At 38.2% G+C, this 20,932-nt stretch carries 22 protein-coding genes and 1 pseudogene; 17 read left to right on the forward strand and 6 right to left on the reverse strand.

Annotated elements, in window-relative coordinates:
- Positions 1 to 123 precede the first annotated feature (123 nt).
- From FH971_RS07505 to FH971_RS07545, 11 genes and pseudogenes are all read left to right on the forward strand, one after another.
- Entirely contained in the window at positions 124 to 1,398 is a 1,275-nt protein-coding gene (locus FH971_RS07505) for a peptidoglycan DD-metalloendopeptidase family protein (RefSeq protein ID WP_140235543.1), read from the forward strand.
- Positions 1,399 to 1,716: 318 nt separating this feature from the next.
- Positions 1,717 to 2,100 carry a hypothetical protein gene (locus tag FH971_RS07510; protein ID WP_140233890.1) on the forward strand — a complete coding sequence of 128 codons (384 nt, stop codon included), beginning with the start codon at positions 1,717 to 1,719 and terminating at the stop codon, positions 2,098 to 2,100.
- On the forward strand, positions 2,097 to 2,942 hold the full coding sequence (locus tag FH971_RS07515; RefSeq protein ID WP_140233891.1) for an RHS repeat-associated core domain-containing protein: 846 nt from the start codon (positions 2,097 to 2,099) through the stop codon (positions 2,940 to 2,942). The genes FH971_RS07510 and FH971_RS07515 overlap by 4 nt, the downstream gene beginning before the upstream one ends.
- A gap of 13 nt (positions 2,943 to 2,955) precedes the next feature.
- Positions 2,956 to 3,249, forward strand: coding sequence for a hypothetical protein (locus FH971_RS07520; RefSeq protein ID WP_140233892.1), 294 nt, complete (start codon positions 2,956 to 2,958; stop codon positions 3,247 to 3,249).
- A 331-nt stretch (positions 3,250 to 3,580) separates the two neighbouring features.
- A complete protein-coding gene (locus tag FH971_RS07525) occupies positions 3,581 to 4,078 on the forward strand; it encodes a hypothetical protein (RefSeq protein ID WP_140233893.1) in 498 nt (165 codons plus the stop codon).
- A gap of 65 nt (positions 4,079 to 4,143) precedes the next feature.
- A complete protein-coding gene (locus tag FH971_RS20380) occupies positions 4,144 to 4,311 on the forward strand; it encodes a hypothetical protein (RefSeq protein WP_167495995.1) in 168 nt (55 codons plus the stop codon).
- A gap of 173 nt (positions 4,312 to 4,484) precedes the next feature.
- Complete coding sequence (locus tag FH971_RS07530) at positions 4,485 to 5,375, forward strand: RHS repeat-associated core domain-containing protein (protein WP_140233894.1); 891 nt, start codon at positions 4,485 to 4,487, stop codon at positions 5,373 to 5,375.
- Positions 5,376 to 5,855: 480 nt separating this feature from the next.
- On the forward strand, positions 5,856 to 6,434 hold the full coding sequence (locus FH971_RS07535; RefSeq protein WP_140233895.1) for a hypothetical protein: 579 nt from the start codon (positions 5,856 to 5,858) through the stop codon (positions 6,432 to 6,434).
- Between the two features lie 322 nt (positions 6,435 to 6,756).
- Positions 6,757 to 6,906: a hypothetical protein gene (locus FH971_RS20385; protein WP_167495996.1), complete on the forward strand. Its 150-nt coding sequence runs from the start codon at positions 6,757 to 6,759 to the stop codon at positions 6,904 to 6,906.
- Positions 6,907 to 6,924: 18 nt separating this feature from the next.
- Positions 6,925 to 7,521: pseudogene (locus FH971_RS20520) on the forward strand (RHS repeat-associated core domain-containing protein); the annotation flags it as partial.
- Between the two features lie 665 nt (positions 7,522 to 8,186).
- Complete coding sequence (locus tag FH971_RS07545; RefSeq protein ID WP_140233896.1) at positions 8,187 to 8,987, forward strand: transposase; 801 nt, start codon at positions 8,187 to 8,189, stop codon at positions 8,985 to 8,987.
- A 353-nt stretch (positions 8,988 to 9,340) separates the two neighbouring features.
- Here FH971_RS07545 and FH971_RS20700 read toward each other — a convergent pair whose 3' ends face one another.
- From FH971_RS20700 to yedF, 3 genes are read right to left on the reverse strand one after another with little or no spacing between them, the layout of a single operon-like run.
- A complete protein-coding gene (locus tag FH971_RS20700; protein WP_140233897.1) occupies positions 9,341 to 9,568 on the reverse strand; it encodes a putative Se/S carrier protein in 228 nt (75 codons plus the stop codon).
- Entirely contained in the window at positions 9,561 to 10,679 is a 1,119-nt protein-coding gene (locus FH971_RS07555) for an aminotransferase class V-fold PLP-dependent enzyme (protein WP_140233898.1), read from the reverse strand. The genes FH971_RS20700 and FH971_RS07555 overlap by 8 nt, the downstream gene beginning before the upstream one ends.
- Positions 10,679 to 11,038 (reverse strand): sulfurtransferase-like selenium metabolism protein YedF, encoded by a 360-nt coding sequence (gene yedF / locus FH971_RS07560; protein ID WP_140233899.1) that lies wholly within the window; start codon positions 11,036 to 11,038, stop codon positions 10,679 to 10,681. Before yedF ends, FH971_RS07555 begins: the two co-directional genes overlap by 1 nt.
- Before the next feature lie 445 nt (positions 11,039 to 11,483).
- Between yedF and FH971_RS07565 the strand changes: the two genes are divergently transcribed.
- From FH971_RS07565 to FH971_RS07575, 3 genes are all read left to right on the forward strand, one after another.
- Positions 11,484 to 11,900: a GNAT family N-acetyltransferase gene (locus FH971_RS07565; protein WP_140233900.1), complete on the forward strand. Its 417-nt coding sequence runs from the start codon at positions 11,484 to 11,486 to the stop codon at positions 11,898 to 11,900.
- Between the two features lie 199 nt (positions 11,901 to 12,099).
- Positions 12,100 to 13,197, forward strand: coding sequence for an OpgC domain-containing protein (gene opgC / locus FH971_RS07570; protein WP_140233901.1), 1,098 nt, complete (start codon positions 12,100 to 12,102; stop codon positions 13,195 to 13,197).
- A 290-nt stretch (positions 13,198 to 13,487) separates the two neighbouring features.
- Positions 13,488 to 13,865: a VOC family protein gene (locus tag FH971_RS07575; protein ID WP_137221345.1), complete on the forward strand. Its 378-nt coding sequence runs from the start codon at positions 13,488 to 13,490 to the stop codon at positions 13,863 to 13,865.
- A 1-nt stretch (position 13,866) separates the two neighbouring features.
- Here FH971_RS07575 and FH971_RS07580 read toward each other — a convergent pair whose 3' ends face one another.
- The 3 genes from FH971_RS07580 to FH971_RS07590 all read right to left on the reverse strand — a co-directional run bounded on the left by FH971_RS07580 (position 13,867) and on the right by FH971_RS07590 (position 16,504).
- Positions 13,867 to 14,469, reverse strand: coding sequence for a YgjP-like metallopeptidase domain-containing protein (locus FH971_RS07580; RefSeq protein WP_140235544.1), 603 nt, complete (start codon positions 14,467 to 14,469; stop codon positions 13,867 to 13,869).
- Between the two features lie 121 nt (positions 14,470 to 14,590).
- Positions 14,591 to 15,028, reverse strand: a complete 438-nt coding sequence (locus FH971_RS07585; RefSeq protein WP_137227296.1) for a DUF3010 family protein — start codon at positions 15,026 to 15,028, stop codon at positions 14,591 to 14,593.
- Positions 15,029 to 15,148: 120 nt separating this feature from the next.
- Positions 15,149 to 16,504, reverse strand: coding sequence for a DEAD/DEAH box helicase (locus FH971_RS07590; RefSeq protein WP_140233902.1), 1,356 nt, complete (start codon positions 16,502 to 16,504; stop codon positions 15,149 to 15,151).
- Between the two features lie 186 nt (positions 16,505 to 16,690).
- On the opposite strand from FH971_RS07590, the gene rssA reads away from it, so the two are divergent.
- From rssA to nrdG, 3 genes are all read left to right on the forward strand, one after another.
- Positions 16,691 to 17,635: a patatin-like phospholipase RssA gene (gene rssA / locus FH971_RS07595; protein ID WP_137221334.1), complete on the forward strand. Its 945-nt coding sequence runs from the start codon at positions 16,691 to 16,693 to the stop codon at positions 17,633 to 17,635.
- A gap of 610 nt (positions 17,636 to 18,245) precedes the next feature.
- The gene (nrdD, locus tag FH971_RS07600) at positions 18,246 to 20,363 is read left to right on the forward strand and encodes an anaerobic ribonucleoside-triphosphate reductase (RefSeq protein ID WP_140233903.1); all 2,118 of its coding nucleotides are present in this window, start codon (positions 18,246 to 18,248) and stop codon (positions 20,361 to 20,363) included.
- Positions 20,363 to 20,842, forward strand: a complete 480-nt coding sequence (gene nrdG, locus FH971_RS07605; RefSeq protein WP_140233904.1) for an anaerobic ribonucleoside-triphosphate reductase-activating protein — start codon at positions 20,363 to 20,365, stop codon at positions 20,840 to 20,842. The genes nrdD and nrdG overlap by 1 nt, the downstream gene beginning before the upstream one ends.
- The last annotated feature ends 90 nt before the right edge of the window (positions 20,843 to 20,932 follow it).

Below are 20,932 nucleotides of genomic sequence, written 5' to 3' on the forward strand. Positions count from 1 at the left end.
ATGAAGGCATAGCGTTAACTGACTTTATCCTCAATATCGCAATAACAATTTGCAGTAAAAGAAAAACAATAAATATAAGCGTCATCTTTTAGGGTGGATTAGACATTGCTAATAAGTAAGATTATGGGCTTCCAAAGGCCTGATGTAAGTTCGTTGAACTTGCCAAACTTGCACAAGAAAATATTGCTAGCAAGTGTGTTTGTTGTCGGGGCTGCATTATTATGGCCAACACAACAAGAGTTTTCATCACAACGTATTCCAGTGGCAATCGATATCGATTCTTTATTGCCACATATTGCTCAACAAGATCAATCACCTGTAATTGTTTATCAAGCTAAACCGATTTTAAATCACGTGATCGAAAGCGGAGATACCTTAAGTAAAATCTTCGAATTAGCGGGAATAGACCAACGCACTATGTATAAAGTACTTGAAGCCGATTTAGAGGTTCTGGCTTTAGATACATTATTGCCGGGCAACCGTATCCAATTTTGGGGCAATGCTAACGGTGAGTTAGAAAAGTTAGAACTGTATTTTAATCCTGCACATCAAGTGGTTTTTACCCGTTTTCAAGATGGTAGCTATGAAGTAAAAGACATTAATATTGATGGTGTTTGGCAAAATCGCATTGTCGGTGGCGAAATCAACGGTTCTTTTTATGTCTCAGCTAAAAATGCTGGCTTAAGCGCCGCTGAAATTCAAAAAGTTGAATCAGTATTAAAGACTAAATTAAACTTTTCTCGTGAGTTACGTGCCGGTGATACTTTCTCTGTATTAGTCAATGATCAGTTTGTTGAAGGAGAACCATCAGGGATCACCTCAATAGAAGGTATTCGTATTAATACTGGGCGTCGCGACATTACAGCGTTTCAAAATACTGATGGCAACTATTACGACATGAATGGCCAGAGTTTAACTCCGGCTTTTCAACGTATTCCCTTAAAAAGACAGTATCGTTTAAGCTCTCGTTTTAATCCTAATCGTAAACACCCAATCACGGGGCGTGTTCGTCCTCATAATGGTACTGACTTTGCTGTTCCAGTAGGAACTCAAGTGGTCGCGCCTGGTGATGGTGTCGTGACACTGGTGAAGAAGCATGCTTTTGCGGGTAACTATATTGTCATTGAGCATGATAATAAGGTACGTACTCGTTACCTGCATTTGTCAAAATTTTTGGTTAAACGTGGTCAACGGGTAAAACGAGGTCAGTTGATTGGATTATCGGGTAATACTGGAGCTTCAACGGGTCCTCACTTACATTATGAATATATTGTTAATGGCCATCCAGTTGATGCGATGAAAGCCAAAATTGCAGAAGCTAAAGTATTACCACAAAAACAACTACAAGCCTTTCAAACTTTGGTACGTAGCCGTAGCATGATGATGGACTTAGGCTAATTAACAGAGACTTCTTACAGAGGTATCGTTGTGATGAATATTAAATGCAGCCAATTGGCTGCATTTTTTTATGGGTATTTGATAGCTGAACCATGGTTCATACTTATGGCCAGCGACCACTACATCTGACTTTCAACGCGATACGACCTCTGGCGAGGCCGACTTTGGGGGGCATGACTATCGAACCCGATGTGACTTTAGCTCTGAAGACACGCCAAATGAGCCTATTTGGCGGTTGAGTTCGTTGTCTATAACCAGCGAAATAGTTAGCCTAATGATTTTTACTATAGGAGGTATCATCATTATCTTTTTGTCTTTATGAACGACAAGCTTATTGCAAAGGATGGTACTGGAAATACAAACACGGCCGCACTTTCAGCGCCAACGGCCAGCATGACCTGTAACCCAAGTTCATGCCAAACCACTAAGACGGGGTCTGGTACTGCATCAATCACCCTAACCTTAAGCAAAAGTTGTCCTAAGGGGTGCGAAACCGAATGGTATTACACAGGCCATTCGATTTTCAACAATACGGGTGGGGTTAGCCCAAAAACGTTCAGTTACTACTGTCGTAATGTAAGTGAAAGTAAAACGGGTACCGTTGGGGCAATCATCACAGATAATTCGACGGGACTAACGACGAAGGTGTCTAAATCACTCACAATAACGTGCAAAGTATCAGGCGGTGGTATCGAGCTATGAAAAATCTATTACAAATTTTAGCGATGTTGATATTATTTCCCAGTAGCATTGCGGTTGCGGGAGTGACATTTGTACACAGCGATTTATTAGGCTCACCGGTTGCAGAAACCAATAGTGCAGGACAAATCGTTACGCTTTCACATTACAAAGCCTTTGGTGAAGAAATCGAACAGAAGCGTGATGACGTAGGTTATACCGGTCATAAATATGATGCTGATTTGGGCCTGAGTTATATGCAGGCACGATACTATGATCCAGTCATAGGTCGTTTTTATTCGAATGATCCTATCGGATATCGTGATGTACATAGCTTTAATAGATATGCGTATGCGAATAATAATCCATATAAATATACAGATCCTACAGGTATGAGTTCGTATAACCCTCAAGGCATGGTTCAAAATGTTCAAGGTTTACGTGAAAGCATACCTAAAAGTGGAATAGTCGATGCAACAACGGTTAAAGTTGGTATGGGGGCGGGCTTACAAGTGAAAACTCAAAATGTTCCTGGAGTTGGTTCATTTGACGCTGGTGGCTCTGTTGCGGTATCAAGCGTGATGACTACTGATAAAGCAGCTCAAGGTATTGAGTTTAGTGCTGATGCAGGTTTAAATGCTAGTGACTCTACAGGCTCAATGACTGGTAAAGTGCAACTTGGTAAGGCTGAAGCACTGGTTCAACCTCAAAATGGTACAATGACCACCAAAACAGAAGGTGCGAAAGCCACAGGCACACTAAATGCTGGTAATACTTCTGTTGATAATAGCGGAAAGGTGAAAGTTGGTGGACATATTGGCTTAATAAAGGTCGAAGTAGAAGTTGATACTAGCAAGCTTAATTAAAGGGGTAGTTATTTTGACGATATGGAAAAATTTGATACTTACTTGGGTGTTAGTTTTAGGAGCAATTATTTTGTATTCTATTGCTGTTACTGGTGGAGTAAATGCAAATGATAACTCTAGATATCTTGGTATTTTCTTTTGGGTTATTACAATACTAGTTAGTATTTATCCGCTAGGTTATTTAATATATAAAAGACAAGAATATGATACATTCGAAACTATTAAGTTTTTTATTATTGCTTTGCTTTGCCCTTTTATAGGTAGTATTTATTTGTTTTTTAAAAACAATAAGAATAGAAGTAAATGAATTTTTATGAATCGGATATAGCGTTTTTCCTGTTTTTTCTTTTTGGGATAAATGCTTTAGTTAGAGGAAGTATTTCATTCCAATTCGAAGCAGGAAAAAAAGGTGTCAATACACTTTTGACAGAGAAGCCCTCATATAAAAGAGGGCATAACATTACTGGTTGGAAGGCTCGTAGTATTGGTCTCATATCTCTTATTTTAAGTGCGATAATTCATTTTTTTATGAAAAGTGGAGAAGTGATATTTTCATTGTAAACTTTATAGTTAAAGCTCTCATAAACGGGAATTTATTATAATATGACAACCTTAATTCATAATTAGGAAGGAAACATATGGCAAACATACTTTTAAGGCTATTGGGAGTTATTATGCTGTTAGCATCATATTCATCCAATGCTTCATTGGTTATTACAGCCTCACAAATTAATGAAATTAACGATAAACTTGCAAAAGCAGCCAGTAATTGTGATTTTAAAGCATCAACAAAATTTTACTTTAAAAATACTAAATTTTTTAACTACTCATTAATTAGTGGAGTAGAGTCGGTAGAAGAACAAAATTTTGATGAAGCGATTACATCAATTAAAGATGCAATGGCCGCTTGCCCTCTCAAGTTAGATAGAGAAGAACCTATTGTTGAAGATATTAAGGTTGACGATTCTGGGCAATCAGCCGAATTTATATTTGAGTCCTTACATTATTTAAGGGCAAAAGATGGAACTATGTATCAAAGTCATGCTAAGGGGAAAACGATATTTGGCGTTATTGACGGACGTATTGTTATTTTAGAATCGCATTACAAAGGCTTGTCGTTTGAAGTGGTAGAGTAAGAAAAATAATTAATACTTTTGATTCCTAAGCCCCTTATGAGGAGATCTCATAAGGGGCTTTATTTTTGGCTGCTTTTGAAGCCAAAGGGATTGATGGTTTCTTGCGCAACAATAAAAGTAAAATAAAAGTGGACTGCCACAATAAATCGTGTGATTTAACATCTTCTACTAAACTCAAAAAAGTTTTAAATGTAGGAGTTTGTTATGCAAATAAAAGTGGACAGCCACAATAAATCGCGTGATTTAACATCTTCTACTAAACTCAAAAAAGTTTTAAATGTAGGAGTTTGTTATGCCAGAAGAATATGGCCACTCATTCTAATTACCGTATCTAAATCACTCACAATAACGTGCAAAGTATCAGGTGGTGGTATCGAGCTATGAAATTCTAATACAAATTTTAGTGATGTTGATATTATTTACCAGTAGCATTGCGGTTGCGGGAGTGACATTTGTACACAGCGATTTATTAGGCTCACCGGTTGCAGAAACCAATAGTGCAGGACAAATCGTTACGCTTTCACATTACAAAGCCTTTGGTGAAGAAATCGAACAGAAGCGTGATGACGTAGGTTATACCGGTCATAAATATGATGCTGATTTGGGCCTGAGTTATATGCAGGCACGATACTATGATCCAGTTATCGGGCGGTTTTATTCGAATGATCCTGTTGGATACGCAGGTAACCCACACAGCTTTAATCGATACGCATACGCAAATAATAACCCGTATAAATATACTGATCCCAACGGAGAGTTTCCGGTATTGGGGTTTATTGCTGGTGTAGCATTAGAAGTGACAAGACAAGCCTTAACTGGTGAAATAAAGGATACTAGTTTTTCAGGGATTGCAAAAAATGTGGGTAAAGCTCTAGTTTCTGGTGCAGCAGGGGCTACAGGTGCAGGATTGGCCTCAAAAGCAGCATCGTTGAGTTTAGCGGGAAGGACGGCTGTGAATACTGCTGGAGGTGCTGCTATAGGAGCAAGTTCAACAGTAGCCAATAATGCGATTGATGGCAAAAATCTGACTGATAATGTAGGGACAGGTGCATTAATAGGCTCTGCGGCAGGAGCTGCTGGTTCATTAGTGGGAGATGGTATAGATGCAGCGAAGACAATGGTAAATCAAAAAGCATTTAATAAACTGTCAGTGTCTGACCAAAATTTAATACAACATGTAAAACAAGCTACAGGTACTTCATCGTCCAATACCGTAGGTGTTGCAGATGCAGTTGGCAATGCAGTTGCTAATTCTAATGGAGTAGCTGACTCTTGTGGGGTACAAAAAGAATGTTAAAAAAAGAGAAGAGTCAAGGACGATTTTATTTGTATCTGTCTGCTTCTTTGGATGGTTTGGGAATTATTCTATTAGGTATCGTACTTGAGATATTGCTTCGGTTGGGTATTTACTTTGACTTATTAAAGCCCGGATTGGAGTGGTTTGTGTTTATGTCCTTGTTATGCTTCGGTGGCGCTTGGGCTTTAATTAAACTTTTACTGCTCTGGATAAAAATCCGAAAATATGACACACAATCCTAAGCATTTTTGAATCCAAAGCCTCGCACTCGCTGACTTAGCTGAGGGGCTTTGTTTTATCTGGCTTGGGAGTTTGAGTTTTTTTCAAGGAAGAGGGGCCAGCTTTGAATCCAACCTAATTGATTTAGGGGGTAATGGCAGAGACAATTAAATAATTGTCTCTAACGCTTAATTAATTTTTGTAAAAATGACAGTGTGTTAACTTTCTCAAGCATTTCCACTTTTAAGAGGTAAAATTTAAGTGCAAGAAGAGAAAGTCACATGGCTACAGTTGCTACTAGGCACATTGTTATTGTCTATTGCGTTAATAATAAACTATGTAACACCAGCGTTTTCGTTATTCGATGGAAAAATTGATGAACGAGCAATGGCTCACGCGATTGGGTTTGCGTCAATGACTGTTTTTGGGTTTGGTTGGTTAAATCTAAAAAGGAACCAAGCTTTGGTCATAATAAGTATTTCCTTTATAGGTGGACTGGCTATTGCCAAGTTCTATTCACCTAGTTTGGCTAAATTGTTAATAACATTAACTATTTTTAGTATTGTTAACCTGTTTTCGCCATTTTTCTTTAACTATCTGAAAGATAAATTTAAATATGTATCATTGGCGTTTGTATTTATAGCGGTTGTTTTTACTTCATTCTACTGGGAAATTCATGTTCAACCGAACTTAGGCGGATATCCAGACCTTCTGCCAAGGTATTATGTCCAATTTCAGCTTGCAATGGATTTAGTAGGAATAATACTAGGATTGGTATTAATCATACGCTCAAATCGACAGTTCTTTTTAAAATGCCATAATGAAGCAAAAGCGCCATAACAACCGCAATTGAATCCAAAGCCTCGCACTCGCGGGGCTTTTTTTTGTTTTCAAGTCTACTAGCAAATGGCTTTATTTTTGGCTGCTTTTGAAGCCAAAGGGAAAACCTTTTTATGGTAAATATAAATAAAAGTGGACAGCCACAATAAATCGCGTGATTTAACATCTTCTACTAAACTCAAAAAAGTTTTAAATGTAGGAGTTTGTTATGCCAGAAGCATATGGCCACTCATTCTAATTACCGTATCTAAATCACTCACAATAACGTGCAAAGTATCAGGTGGTGGTATCGAGCTATGAAATTCTAATACAAATTTTAGTGATGTTGATATTATTTACCAGTAGCATTGCGGTTGCGGGAGTGACATTTGTACACAGCGACTTATTAGGCTCACCGGTTGCAGAAACCAATAGTGCAGGACAAATCGTTACGCTTTCACATTACAAAGGCTTTGGTGAAGAAATCGAATAGAAGCGTGATGACGTAGGTTATACCGGTCATAAATATGATGCTGATTTGGGCCTGAGTTATATGCAGGCACGATACTATGATCCACTTATAGGCCGTTTTTATTCGAATGATCCGATTGGGTTTAAAAATGTTCACAACTTTAATCGTTATGCTTATGCTAACAATAATCCGTATAAGTACATAGATCCTGATGGGAAAGATACGCTAGCTATTGGAGTTGATGTTGAGGCTATTTTACCTATTGGAGGAGGCGGGCAAGCGGGAGGATTTATAAATTATGATAAAGGTGTGATAACTATTGGGACTTTTACCGAAACTAAAGTATCTGCTGGAGAGGACATTGGTGTAAGTGTATCTATCCAAGGTTCAGGTGGTGGTTTATCTGACTTTCAAGGCGATGCAGTAACTGCCGAGGCTGACTTTGGGGTCATCACTATCGAACCTGGTGCGACTTTAGACTCTGAAGGCATGCCAAATGAGCCTATTTTTGGGGTTGAGTTTGGTCTAGGCTTACCAGCAGGAGGTTCTGGTAACCATCTTACTACAACAATCGAAGACAGCATTAGTATAGATATTTCGCCTGTAATAAAGGCTGTGGAGGAATGGATTGAATGAATTTAATTATCTAAGCAAATTTAAGTGGTTTACTTTATTTGTTTGCATTTTGCTTATGACCTTAGTTTTGTCATCTATAACCAGCGAAATAGTTAGCCTAGTGATCTTTACTATAGGAGGTATCATCATTATCTTTTTGTCTTTTTATGCTGACAATAATAGATGGGAATGGCCTCCTCGGTGGAAGAAGTAAACAGGCTGTAAATTTTTACCTAAAGCCCCTCGCGGGGCTTTATTTTTGGCTGCTTTTGAAGCCAAAAAATAGATTCAATGAGAACGCTTAAGCCGTCAGTGTTATCGTTAAGATTTCGCTCATCCGGAACCCTGCTGGTAAATATTCAGCGGAAACCTGGTAAATTTGTTTCGGGATCGTGGTAAGGCTTTGTCGGAATAATGGTAACGTTGGTGCGGAATATACAATTGTATATTCCGCTAAAACTAACCACTGCTCCATGACTTTTTTACCAACATAGTCAAAATAAATTTACCACTCGTGCGCAAGAAGTTTACCAAACAACATTTTGTGCATGAGTTATTTTCGTATGATCAAATCAAGCTTTACAGATTTAAATCACAATGAATTATAAAAGTGGACAGCCACAATAAATCGCGTGATTTAGCATCTTCTACTAAACTCAAAAAAGTTTTAAATGTAGGAGTTTGTTATGCCACGTCCTCGTAGAACCCAGATTAGTGTCGAAGACACGCCATTTTATCACTGTTGTAGCCGTGTAGTACGGCGTGCTTACCTTTGTGGCGATGATAAAATTTCTGGTCGGAACTACAATCATCGCCGTGGTTGGGTCGAATCTCTATTACTTGAATTAGTTGAAGCCCATGAAGTGCTCAGGTTGAAACATTCTATTGCGACTTATCGCAGTCGTTTATGTGATATTTCTTGGTTCATGCGCTGTTTAAATGAGCCAATAGCAAGACAAGCAAATCAAGAAGATAACTGTACGGGGCGCTTCTGGGAGGGTAGATTTAAATCTCAAGCGCTACTTGATGAAGCCGCAGTACTTGCTTGTATGGCTTATGTTGACCTCAACCCTATCAGAGCCAAGATGGTAGAGAGTCCGGAGCAATCAGACCATACCAGCATTCAACTGCGTATTAAGGCGGCATTAAAAGGCGAGCAGCCCAAAAGTCTACTGACTTTCATTGGTAATGAGCGAAACAACCAACCTAAAGGAATTGCGTTTTCGCTGCAAGATTATCTTGAATTGGTTGATGATACAGGGCGTATTATTCGTAACGATAAGCGTGGCGCTATCAGTGCCAATAGCACTAAGTTACTCGCAAGATTAAATATCCCCCAAGATAACTGGCTTAAACTCACCACTGAATTTGGCAAGCTATTTCACGGCCCAGTGGGCACACTTCAAGAGCTGACTCACTATTGTGAACATTTAGAGAAACGCCGACGACACTTCGCGAGTTGTTGTCAGCATTTAAAAGCGGGTTAACTTAAATCATATCGAATCTATAACCGCTTAAGGCTCCAAATTATATGGGTTAGGATACTACTGCCTGAAATCTCTATTTTTCACTGATATTTACTTATTTCGTTACTCATCATTCATTTAAATCACGGTTAATCGGTCATTTCGCTTTTAAGTTACTTCTCTTGTTTGATCGCCAATCAAAATGGCACTATGTTATTGTTTTAATATGGCTGTCCATATTTGTCGATTAACAAACGTTATAGTTTGTATTTATTAAATGACTTTTTATCATCGTTTTAAATGGGGGTCTTTAAATATTCTGTTTATGTATGTTGATTGGTGATTATTTCAATCAACAAGTAATTAAGCGATTACTACTTGCTATAGCCAGAGCACTTTTTAAAGGCGATATTTAATTCATCTAGGGTAGTATCTATATCAACCTCATTGCTTTTTTTAGTCTCAATACACATACCACACTGTGAACTAATACTTCTAGGAACGGGTATGATTAAGCACTTAAGATTCATTTGACGAATAGCTTTGTGAGCTAAAATGACCGCCCTTGTATTATTGAAGAGGTATAAAATATTATTATCCATGGCTAACGCATCTTTTTATAGCGTTGTACAAATAGTCTACATCTTCATCACTATGGTACGGTGACAGCGCAATACGTATCAATCCTTCTGGAAAACTATTTAAATATGAGTGAGCAACCGGAGCACAGTGTAGACCGACTCTAGTTTGGATCCCAAAATCTTTGTATAACGTAAACGCTAATTCAGAAACACTGTGATCCTTGGATTTAAACGAAAACAATTCACCTTGGTTATTTCTATCCGTAGAGACATACAGTTTTATGATATCAATAGCGGCTAGTTTGTTTAACAGTGTATTAAAAGCATCTTGAGAATGGAGTGATTGTGGCCTATTTTTGAGTGCGGCATGTAACCCATAAATACCCGCAATGTTGGGGGTTCCTGCTTCAAATAAGTCTGGATAATCCTCTGGCATACTTAAAAATTCCGAATGACTTCCCGTTCCACCATGTAATAAAGGTTCAATGGTATATTTCGGTGATGTATAAAGCGCTCCGGTGCCTGTTGGGCCTAACAGCGATTTATGACCCGTAATCGCTAAAAAGTCGATATCCCAATCTTCAACATTTATAGCAATATGTCCTGCAGATTGTGCAGCATCTAACAGTATGGGAACATCTTCGAGAATATGTTTTAAGGCTTTAATCGGCTGTATAACACCATTTACATTACTCATATGGGAAATGATGACGAGATCACACTTATTAATATTCACTTTATCAATATCGATAGTGCCATCTTTTCTTGCTGGTAGAAATTCAACCTCTATTCCCATTTTTTCTTTTAAATAATGTAAAGGCCTCATGACAGCATTATGTTCTAAAGGTGATACCAATACGCGTTTATGTTTATAGTTAAAATTCTTAATAACTGAATTTAAAGCAAATGTTGCATTTGGGGTAAAAGACAATCTTTCTGGGTTAGGGATTGATAGCGTACCAGCCAGTAAATCTCTGCACTCTTCTACTTCAGATGACACCTTAAAAGCTTTTTCATAGAAAGATCGACCATAGGGCGCCCCATCGACATCTAAATATTGAGCTATAGCTTGAGACACCTGTGGCGGTTTTGGAAAAGAGGTTGCACCGTTATCAAAATATAAATTCATCATTAAGGATTAATAATTTTATCTGAACGGTTTAAGGTTTCTACAATGGTATACATGTTAGAAATTGTGCCAGCACCAATCTTATCTTTTATATTATAAAAATCAGCACATGTTCCACATAACAAAATATTAACCCCTTTAGCTTCTAAGGCGTTAAGAGACTCTAAAACTGCAGAATCGTTGGTGCATAATAGAACACCAGAGTTATATAAGATAATGGTGGAAGGTAATGGGTCTAATTGAATAAGAGAGTTAATAAATGACTGCATTAGAATATCACCTAAGTCGTCATCACCAGCGCCCATTTTACTTGAGCTGATGTTAATAACACTTCTTACTAATTTATCTTTATTCTGTTTCATTTTGACTCCAATTGTCTAATGAGTTTGGATCATTATATATTTTTATTTGATCATCATATATGTCTATTGTCACAAGTACGACACAGACAATACAATTGGGTTTTTCCCTGCTAACTCAATTAAATGTATTAATTTACAATTGGTTATGCTTTATTTGCGAAAGGATTTTATATTGTTCAAAACGTATATAATGATTGGCTTTGCTCATTTTTTATTAGACGCAAAAATTGAGTTTATTACCACGTACTCTAGAATTATTTGCTATGTCATCGAGTTCATTTGTAGTTGGTAATAAGCACCAATAGAGCCATGGTGTAGATTACACTTAATCAATAATCAATAGAGTAGACTTAACATAATTCCATTTTTCGGATAAATTATAACCTTGATTGTTTTGTCTTTTTTAATAAAAAGACATGCATAGCGATAAACTTGAGAGTTTTCAATGAACATCGACATTATTTACCATGAAGATAACGAGACAGTGGCTTTGCTCACTGCTGGTTTACGTCAATTTAACGTTGAACATTTAGGTGATGAAACCACTGAGCCTCTCACCATCGTTGCGCGTAATGATGAGGGTGAAATCATCGGAGGTGTAGCAGGTCGTACCATTTATAATAACTTTCTTATCAATGTGGTTTGGGTAGATGATTTATATAGGGGTAAGGGATTAGGTCAAGAATTAATGAAAATTGCCGAAGTCGTAGCGATTAAGCGCGGTTGCCTGATTGCGCAACTTGATACGTTAGATTTTCAAGCGCCGCGTTTTTACCAAAAGCTAGGGTTTAACATCATAGGTACAGTACCTAAGTTTGCCGGTAGCCCAGCAAGATATTTTATGATGAAACAGTATTTATGATAAAACATCATTATTCCACATATGTTCAGGAGTAAAGTTAGTTAATGGTGTAACAATTTCAAACGTTGTATACTCACCATTTACATGAACAATAAACAAATTTTCGATACTTTGTGATTTTTCTACTTATGTTTACAGTTAAGAGAATAATTTTTAAAGGCGATTATTACAGGCTCGTGAATATAAAGAGAAATATATTATGAATCGTATTATCGGGTTAGATCTCGCTAGAGGTATTGCGATTTTTTTTGCGATGACATCACATACATTTTCAGCATTACATTATAATGCAGGATTGTCTATGAATCTTGTATTCAGAACTTCTACCCCACTATTTATTGTTGTTTTTGGATTTTTTTTGCATCGAATATATTTACGAAAAATGAATGAGTCTGGATTTGCATTTATTAAAATAAAACTTTGGACAAGGGCGGTTCAATGTTATGTTTTATATGCGTTAAGTTGCATTTTATTAGGTCTGTCTATGCAATATAGTATTGCTTATACATTAAGAATGATGATTTTTTTAGGCGGTACACCTTTTACTGATATTTTAAAATATTACACTTTAATTTTAATTTCTGCACCGTATTTATTACTGTTTATTTCTCGATATGGTTTAAAATACGCGATTGGTTTAAGTTTTATTCCTCATATACTTAGCTTTTTTTCACTATTAAAACCCATTACCTTTATACCTTTTGGCCACTACTTATCTGCTATGACTTATGGTGGAGGTGAAATCGTTGCTGGTCCCTCAGTTTTACATTCTTTTGTTTTTATTTTATTAGGATTTTATCTTTCAGTTGTATTGCAAAATGAAGGTTCACGTTCAAGTATTATTAAACATGATAAAAACCGTCATATTTTAATGGCTTGCGTTGTATTGTTGTCATCTTTGTTTGCACTTTATGCAACTGGTAATATGACTATTGATGATTTGTCGGGGATGTCATTACGTAATAGCAATGCCTACCCATATTTTTTATTTGGTTGTTTGTCTTCTATTTTATTTATTGAATTTTCTCTTTTAACTGCTCACTATGTGAAGCAGATTTATTTAAGTCCATTACTTTTGTTTGGTTCGTCATCGTTAATACTTTTTAGTTTTGGAAATTGTATATTATACTCGATTTATGATGAGTATCAGTTTACATTTTTGTTATATTTATTGATTTTATTTTTCTTTTACTTTATTTGTCGTATTAATTTTTCACTAAAAAAAGTACCATCAAAGCGTTTTCAATTTATCCTAAAATATATAAGTGTTGGGTATGTTAAATTATTAATTAAGTGATATTGCATATTGAACTAATGTTGTCATTAAAATTATAATGCATATGCATTAATTAATGTATATGTCTCAATTATACGGATATCTATTTTTATCGACTAAATATTAACAGCTAAACTACGATTTATTTACTCTTTGGAAATGATATTTTAAGATGACGATGCCTAGAAAAGCCATTGTTCGTTTAGAGGACACGGCTTATTATCATTAAGTTTGCCGGTAGCCCAGCAAGATATTTTATGATGAAACAGTATTTTTTATCAAAAACGTTGGTCTGATATCAGGGGCATGATATGAATCTCAATCAAGTGACATTGCCTGTGTCGAATATGAATAAGGCCGTTAGCTTTTATCAAATTTTAGGCTTTACCTTAATCGTGGATACGCCGCATTACGCTCGTTTTGAATGCCCAATGGGTGAGAGCTCTTTTTCGCTGTCATTAGAGTCTGAGCCTATGACTCATGGCGCGGTGATTTACTTTGAACATCCTAAACTTGATGAGTGGGTGAATGAATTACTAGAGAAAGACATCGTATTTAGCCAAATGCCGACAGATGAAACTTATTTATGGCGTGAAGCGGTGTTATTCGATCCCAGCGGCAATAAGCTCAAACTGTATTGGGCGGGTGATAACCGTTTAAATCCACCTTGGCGGGTTCAAACTGTATAATTTATTTCGCGTAGGGCGATTGGCCGACTTCTTCTGCAACTAACCAAACTCGCATATCAAATTCTAACTGGTGGTAATCTGCCAGCATAAAAGTGCACAGTTGATAAAATGGTTTGTTGTGATCTTTTTCGCGCAGGTGAGCCAGTTCGTGTACTACCACCATTTGCAGGAGTTCAAATGGGATGTGCTTTAAGCGAGATGAAATCCTAATTTCATTTTTAGCTTTGACTTTATTACCTTGACGTCGATTAACATAAGAATGTAAACCTAAGGCATGATGGCTTAAGTTAATTTTGTCATCAAAAATCACTTTGGCTAATGGGTCTGATTGACGCATATAGGTGTTTTTTAATTCAATGGCCATATCGTATAAGGCTTTGTCGGTACGAATGTCGTGCATTTTTGGGTAACGGGTTAAAAAGTGGGCGCCTAATGTTTTGGTATCCACTAATTGGCTAATTTTATCTACAATATCTGGCTGATAACCACTCAAATAACGTAACGCGCTTTGTTCACTCTGCCTTTTTTTGATGTCGGCACTGGTGATTAACTGACTTATGTCGGTTTTGGGTTTTAATGCTTGGCTTGCCGACTTAATCGGCATTTTAGGAGGTGCTTTAGGAGCTTTTGCTTTAGTGTCTGACATAGATTAACTGATTTATGTTGGCATTACCGATGTCTGTATGGATATCGGTAATGCCAATAAGAACATTGGCAGCAGTAAGTTACACTTTACCGAAGATGAGTCTATTATGCTGAACATAAGCAACGTCAAAAGCATTAAGTTGGACGCGTTTTAGATCCAATGAATCAAAGTCAACTTGTGGCGGGTTACGTTTTAATTGCTCTTTGATTATCACAGGAGAAATAAGTGATACAGGAATATCACTTAATTGAATTGCTGCTTCAAGTTTAAAGCTGGTAGCACTGCCAGCAAATTTACCTTTTTGTTCACGTTCAATAATCGCAATTTCATCGACCTTATAATCGGTCATGAGTTTTTGAAACGCAAAGTTGAATTCGCGAATTGATTCAGTCGTTGCCGATTGTGAAATACTGAATGACACTTTACGACATGCTGGTACATTAAATGTTTCACCTTCATAGGTCAGTAAACAAATAATGGCTTCGCCGCCTTTTAATTCAACACCACAAATTTTCATGTTAATCCTTACTGGTTTATTCATTCGAGAGTGCCATTGGCATGCTCGTTATCGTTCATTTGTTGTAAGGTAATGGATTACCCTACATTCATTATTTGGCTATAGCTGTTTGAGTGCGAGTTAATCTTCTACTGTGCTGTCGTCTTCAATAATTTGAATCGGTTTGACTTTACGACGTACTGGCGCGTCGCCGACATCAACGCCAGTAATAAAGCGTTTATCACTCTTTGGTGCAGCTTTAGGTTTTTTAGGCGCACTAACTCTTTTGCTGATGACAGCAGCTTTTGCACTTGTACCCGCTTTGCTTGCTTGAGGCTTATCTTTTAGACCGCTAAATTTAGCTCTTAAGCCCTCAATAACAGTAGGCTCAAAGTTTTTACGTAAAAATAATTGTACTTTTTTAAAGCTGTCCCAATCTTTAGGGCCTACAAATGATACCGCGTCGCCTTTAGCGCCTGCGCGACCTGTACGGCCTATACGGTGTACATATTCTTCGGCAAACTTTGGCATATCAAAGTTAATCACTAACGATACGTTAACTAAATCGAGGCCGCGTGATGCCACATCTGTCGTCACAAGTATCTGTGATTGGCCTCGAGCAAATTGGTCCATAATCTGGTTACGGGCCGATTGCTTTAAGTCGCCACTGAGTGCTGAGGTGACAAAACCTTCTGCGGCCAATAATGTCGCAATTCGGTCTGTGTCAGAGCGAGTGGCAGTAAACACAATGACTTGCTTATGTTGTTCTTGCGTTAAAATGTGTTTTAGCAAGGCTTGTTTATGGTCTAAATGATCAACCAAAATAATCCGTTGCTCAATGTCTTTATGCTCGGTGTAAGATTCGCCTATAGACACATGATTGGGCGTTTTGAGCAAGGTTGTTGCAATGTCGCCAATGCTGTCATGATCTAATGTGGCCGAAAACATCAATGTTTGACGACGTTTATGATCCGCCGCATCGTTAATGGCTTTTAATTGTGGTGCAAAGCCTAAATCGAGCATGCGGTCAGCTTCGTCAAGAACCAATAACTCTAAGCCGTTTAAATATAAATGACGTTGTTGTAAGTGATCTGCAATACGTCCTGGGGTGGCGACAATAAAGTGTGGATCTCTAGACAAGGCTTTAGCTTGGTCGTTAAAGTTCTCACCGCCGAGTACGCTGATGGCTTTATATTGGGTATTGGCGACTAATAAACGTAATTGGCCATAAACTTGCTGGGCTAATTCACGAGTCGGTAATAATATAAGTACCCGAGGATCTTTTTTAGACAATGCTCTGGTGGATATTACCCGTTGCATAGCAGGCAATAAAAACGCTAAGGTTTTACCCGAGCCCGTTTTAGAGGATGCCATTAAGTCTTTACCTGATAAGGCAATGGGCAGTGCTTGCGCTTGAACATCGGTAGGCGTAGTAATGCCAAGGTGCTTTAAACTGTCAAGCAGGCGCTTGTCCAACGAAAAATCGGTAAATTGCAAAGGTAAATCCCCTAAAAAATGCTAGCCAAGGATTATAACGGTTTCACCTTGCTATAGCCAACAAGAGTCGCTTTAGTTATGCTATTTTTTAGCTTTACATTTTTGCGCTTACTTGGCATCACTAGTTGTTTACTGAGCCAAATATTATTGTAAAGAGTTAATGTATCGAGCATGAAAGGAATAAAGATGACAAAGCTCACCGTGGGATTAGCGCTAGGCAGTGGAGCGGCGAAAGGTTGGGCCCACATTGGGGTGTTAAATGGTTTAGCAAAATTAGATATTTATCCTGACAAAATTGCCGGTTGTTCAGTTGGGGCGTTAGTGGGGGCAGCTTATTCCAATAATCATTTGGCTGAGCTTGAAACCTGGGTGAGTGGCTTTTCAAGCTGGGATGTGCTCGGGTTAATGGATTTAGGGTGGCGTAAAGGCGGTTTAATCAGTGGCGAAAAAGTATTTGATGTGTTGGCTAATCGCATTGGTGATCTTAACATTGAACAACTGAAGCGTCCCTTTGCCGCAGTGGCAACAGATTTATATTCTGGTCAAGAAATTTGGTTTAAAGAAGGTGACTTACGCCATGCGGTTCGAGCCTCGTGTTCAATGCCGGGTTTTTTGCCGCCTGTTCAGCAAGGAAACCGCTGGGTAGTTGATGGTGCCGTAGTTAACCCTGTGCCAGTGTCATTAGCGCGTTCTATGGGAGTCGATATCGTTATTGCGGTGGATTTAAACGGTCATCGTCGTGGGCAAATGCATTTAATTCCAGAGCAAGTAAAAAGCCGAAAAGCGACTAAGTCTGAGCCTATCGATGAAAAGCGCGAGCTTGAATCTGGCTTTATGGATTTATGGGGTAAAGGCAAAGATTACATGAATGGCTTATCTGATAAGTTTGCTCTTGGCAGTTCAAAATCCCATCCAGGTATGTTGGCTGTTATGTCGCAATCAATGGATATTTTAGAGCAACGCCATAAACGCTCACGTTTAATGGGCGAGCCACCTGATATTTGTATTGTTCCTGATGTCGGTGATATTGGCACTATGGAGTTTCATCGTGCCAAAGAAGCCATTATAGCTGGCGAACAAGCTGTAATGGATATTCAACATTTACTTAAAGCGACATTAAATAACAAATAGCGGTCTCCAATTCTGGTAGTGCTTGCATGTCTATGCGTGGCACTGCCTCTTGGTGTAAATGCTGCTTTATTAATGTATTAGGCCTTTTATACATAAAGTCTATTATTTAATGTACATCATTGTCCTAGATTATTAATATCTTGCGTCTTACTGTCGGGCAACTTATCTATCTTTTCTCTATAGGCATGTCGGTTCCGAGAATTGCATTGATTATGACTTTCCTAGTTAACTTCTTTTTTCTTCTTAACCTTTGCGTCTATCGATAAAACCGCTATTAGTAATCAATTAGTTAGTCGATATCAATGGGTCATTATCCATTAATAGTGATTAATATGGTCTTAGGCTAACACACTAGGGACGTTTGGACATGACAGGCTTTATAGCTAAAGACATCCTATTTCGTTAAACAATTTTAAATTTTTCTGTGGTATTTGTTCTCTGTAAATCCCTACATTATTTATGGCTAACAGCAAGGTATTTTTCACTATAAGTACTGCCGACAATTATGATCTGGATCAAAGTAACGCTCAGGATTAGCGTGTCTAATACCCTCTATCTTGTGTTTATGTTGAATTTAAGCGCTATATGTAGTGCTTTCGAGGGTGGCCGTATGCTAGTTGTAGTGAAAAGAGATGGATGTCGTACTGCATTTGATGGATGTCGTATTAAAGAAGCTGTGGTGGCCGCTATGGACTCTGCGGGTCAAGCCGATGACCAATATGCATTGCAGTTAGCACAAACGGTTGAACAGCAAATGGCTGCGAAAACTGAAGTGGATATTCTCGAACTACAAGAAGCCGTTGAAAATTTACTGATGTCGGGGCCTTTTAAATCGGTAGCACGTCATTACATAGAATACCGTCATGACAGAGACAAACACCGTGAAGCACAAAGTAAATTAAATTGTGCGATTCGAGGCTTAGTTGAGCAATCAGACAACTCAATTTTAAATGAAAATGCCAATAAAGACGCCAAAGTTATTCCAACTCAACGTGATCTTCTCGCTGGTATTGTTGCTAAGCATTATGCTAAAACTCATTTGTTACCTAAAGATGTTGTCGAAGCACATGAAAAGGGTGAAATTCATTATCACGACTTAGATTACGCACCGTTTTTCCCAATGTTTAACTGCATGTTAATCGATTTGGCTGGCATGTTAACCCATGGCTTTAAAATGGGTAATGCTGAAATTGAGCCGCCAAAATCTATTTCTACCGCAACGGCGGTTACGGCACAAATTATTGCCCAGGTGGCCAGCCATATTTATGGTGGCACAACGATTAACCGTATTGATGAAGTGTTAGCTGAGTTTGTACAAATCAGCTATCAAAAACATCTTGTAGTGGCAAAAAAATGGCAAGTGGCTGACGTAGAAGGTTATGCGATGACGCAAACTGAAAAAGAATGTCATGACGCATTCCAGTCACTTGAATATGAAGTCAACACCTTGCATACCGCTAATGGCCAAACACCGTTTGTTACTTTCGGTTTTGGGTTAGGTGTGTCATGGGAGTGTCGCTTAATTCAAAAATCAATGCTAACTGTACGTATGGCTGGCCTAGGTAAAAACCGTAAAACCGCAGTATTTCCTAAATTGGTCTTTGCCATTAAAGACGGTGTTAATCATAAAGCAACAGACGCTAATTATGATATTAAAAAACTGGCGTTAACTTGTTCAACTATGCGCATGTACCCTGATATTTTAAATTATGACCAAGTAGTAGAAGTCACTGGTTCATTTAAAACCCCAATGGGTTGTCGATCCTTTTTAGGTACTTATGAAGAGGATGGTCAATTGGTGCACGAAGGTCGTAATAATTTAGGTGTTGTAAGCCTCAATTTACCGCGTATTGCTTTAGAAGCGGGTAAGGATGAAAAGCGTTTTTATCAATTACTCGATGAGCGTTTGTTAATCGCTCGTAAAGCATTAGATACTCGCATTGCACGTTTAGCGGGAGTCAAAGCCCGTGTTGCACCTATTTTGTATATGGAAGGTGCTTGTGGCGTGCGTTTAAATGCTGATGATGATGTTAGTGAAATCTTCAAAAATGGTCGAGCATCAATTTCATTAGGCTTTATCGGCCTGCATGAGACCATAAATGCTTTGTATGGCAATGAAAAGCATGTGTTTGATAACACAGAATTACGTGAGAAAGCTGTCGCTATCATTAATCATTTAAAGCAAGCGACTGAATCTTGGAAGCAAGAAACGGGCTATGGTTTTAGTTTATACAGTACGCCAAGTGAAAATTTATGCAGTCGTTTTTGTCAGCTTGATACCGCGCAATTTGGTGTAGTGGCAGGGGTAACAGACAAAGGTTATTACACCAATAGTTTTCATCTTGATGTTGAAAAAAGTGTAAACCCTTATGACAAAATTGATTTTGAACAACCATATCCAGCTATAGCCAATGGTGGATTTATTTGCTACGGCGAATACCCTAACATGCAAAATAATATAGAAGCGCTTGAAAACGTTTGGGATTATAGCTACAGCCGAGTGCCATACTATGGCACTAACACGCCTATTGATGAGTGTTATGATTGTGGTTTTATTGGTGAGTTCAATTGTACAAGTAAGGGGTTTGTGTGCCCTAAATGTGGTAACCATGAGCCTAGCCGAGTATCCGTTATTCGTCGAGTGTGTGGTTATCTGGGCAGCCCAGATGCAAGACCATTCAACTTTGGCAAGCAAGAAGAAGTCAAACGCAGAGTGAAGCATTTATAATGTATTACAGTGCTTACCATAGTATTGATGTAATCAACGGTGAGGGCACCCGCTGCACGTTATTTGTCAGTGGGTGCGAGCATGCTTGTAAGGGATGTTATAACCAAAGCACTTGGCGTGTGGATGCTGGGCATGAATTTAGCCAAGCGTTAGAAGATCAAATCATTAAGGATCTAACCGACAGTCGTATTTATCGCCGAGGCTTATCGTTAAGTGGTGGCGATCCACTGCATCCCGCTAATCTCGATGCTATATTAAAACTGGTTACGCGAGTAAAGAATGAATGCCCTGGTAAGGACATTTGGCTGTGGACCGGTTATCAATTGGCCGATCTTAGTGTCGCACAGCAAAATATAATCAACTTAGTTGATGTGATGATTGACGGTAAGTTTGAACAAGATAAAGCTGACCCCGCGCTATTGTGGCGCGGAAGCAGCAATCAGGTGATTCATCGCTTTAATCATGACGATCCTAGTTAATAGGGCTTTATTAAACGTTCGGGTCAGTCTTAGATTGGCATAAAAAAGCACTGTCAAAGACAGTGCTTTTTATTACCTAATTGTCACGTT

The sequence above is a fragment of the Shewanella polaris genome (assembly GCF_006385555.1).
GTDB classification, from domain to species: Bacteria; Pseudomonadota; Gammaproteobacteria; order Enterobacterales; family Shewanellaceae; genus Shewanella; species Shewanella polaris.

Coding starts and splice junctions, on each gene's coding strand:
- FH971_RS07505 (WP_140235543.1), top strand. CDS start 124: ATGGGCTTCCAAAGGCCTGATGTAAGTTCGTTGAACTTGCCAAACTTG.
- FH971_RS07510 (WP_140233890.1), top strand. CDS start 1,717: ATGAACGACAAGCTTATTGCAAAGGATGGTACTGGAAATACAAACACG.
- FH971_RS07515 (WP_140233891.1), top strand. CDS start 2,097: ATGAAAAATCTATTACAAATTTTAGCGATGTTGATATTATTTCCCAGT.
- FH971_RS07525 (WP_140233893.1), top strand. CDS start 3,581: ATGGCAAACATACTTTTAAGGCTATTGGGAGTTATTATGCTGTTAGCA.
- FH971_RS07530 (WP_140233894.1), top strand. CDS start 4,485: ATGTTGATATTATTTACCAGTAGCATTGCGGTTGCGGGAGTGACATTT.
- FH971_RS20385 (WP_167495996.1), top strand. CDS start 6,757: ATGTTGATATTATTTACCAGTAGCATTGCGGTTGCGGGAGTGACATTT.
- FH971_RS07545 (WP_140233896.1), top strand. CDS start 8,187: ATGCCACGTCCTCGTAGAACCCAGATTAGTGTCGAAGACACGCCATTT.
- FH971_RS20700 (WP_140233897.1), bottom strand. CDS start 9,568: ATGGATAATAATATTTTATACCTCTTCAATAATACAAGGGCGGTCATT.
- FH971_RS07555 (WP_140233898.1), bottom strand. CDS start 10,679: ATGATGAATTTATATTTTGATAACGGTGCAACCTCTTTTCCAAAACCG.
- yedF (WP_140233899.1), bottom strand. CDS start 11,038: ATGAAACAGAATAAAGATAAATTAGTAAGAAGTGTTATTAACATCAGC.
- FH971_RS07565 (WP_140233900.1), top strand. CDS start 11,484: ATGAACATCGACATTATTTACCATGAAGATAACGAGACAGTGGCTTTG.
- opgC (WP_140233901.1), top strand. CDS start 12,100: ATGAATCGTATTATCGGGTTAGATCTCGCTAGAGGTATTGCGATTTTT.
- FH971_RS07575 (WP_137221345.1), top strand. CDS start 13,488: ATGAATCTCAATCAAGTGACATTGCCTGTGTCGAATATGAATAAGGCC.
- FH971_RS07580 (WP_140235544.1), bottom strand. CDS start 14,469: ATGCCGATTAAGTCGGCAAGCCAAGCATTAAAACCCAAAACCGACATA.
- FH971_RS07585 (WP_137227296.1), bottom strand. CDS start 15,028: ATGAAAATTTGTGGTGTTGAATTAAAAGGCGGCGAAGCCATTATTTGT.
- rssA (WP_137221334.1), top strand. CDS start 16,691: ATGACAAAGCTCACCGTGGGATTAGCGCTAGGCAGTGGAGCGGCGAAA.
- nrdD (WP_140233903.1), top strand. CDS start 18,246: ATGCTAGTTGTAGTGAAAAGAGATGGATGTCGTACTGCATTTGATGGA.
- nrdG (WP_140233904.1), top strand. CDS start 20,363: ATGTATTACAGTGCTTACCATAGTATTGATGTAATCAACGGTGAGGGC.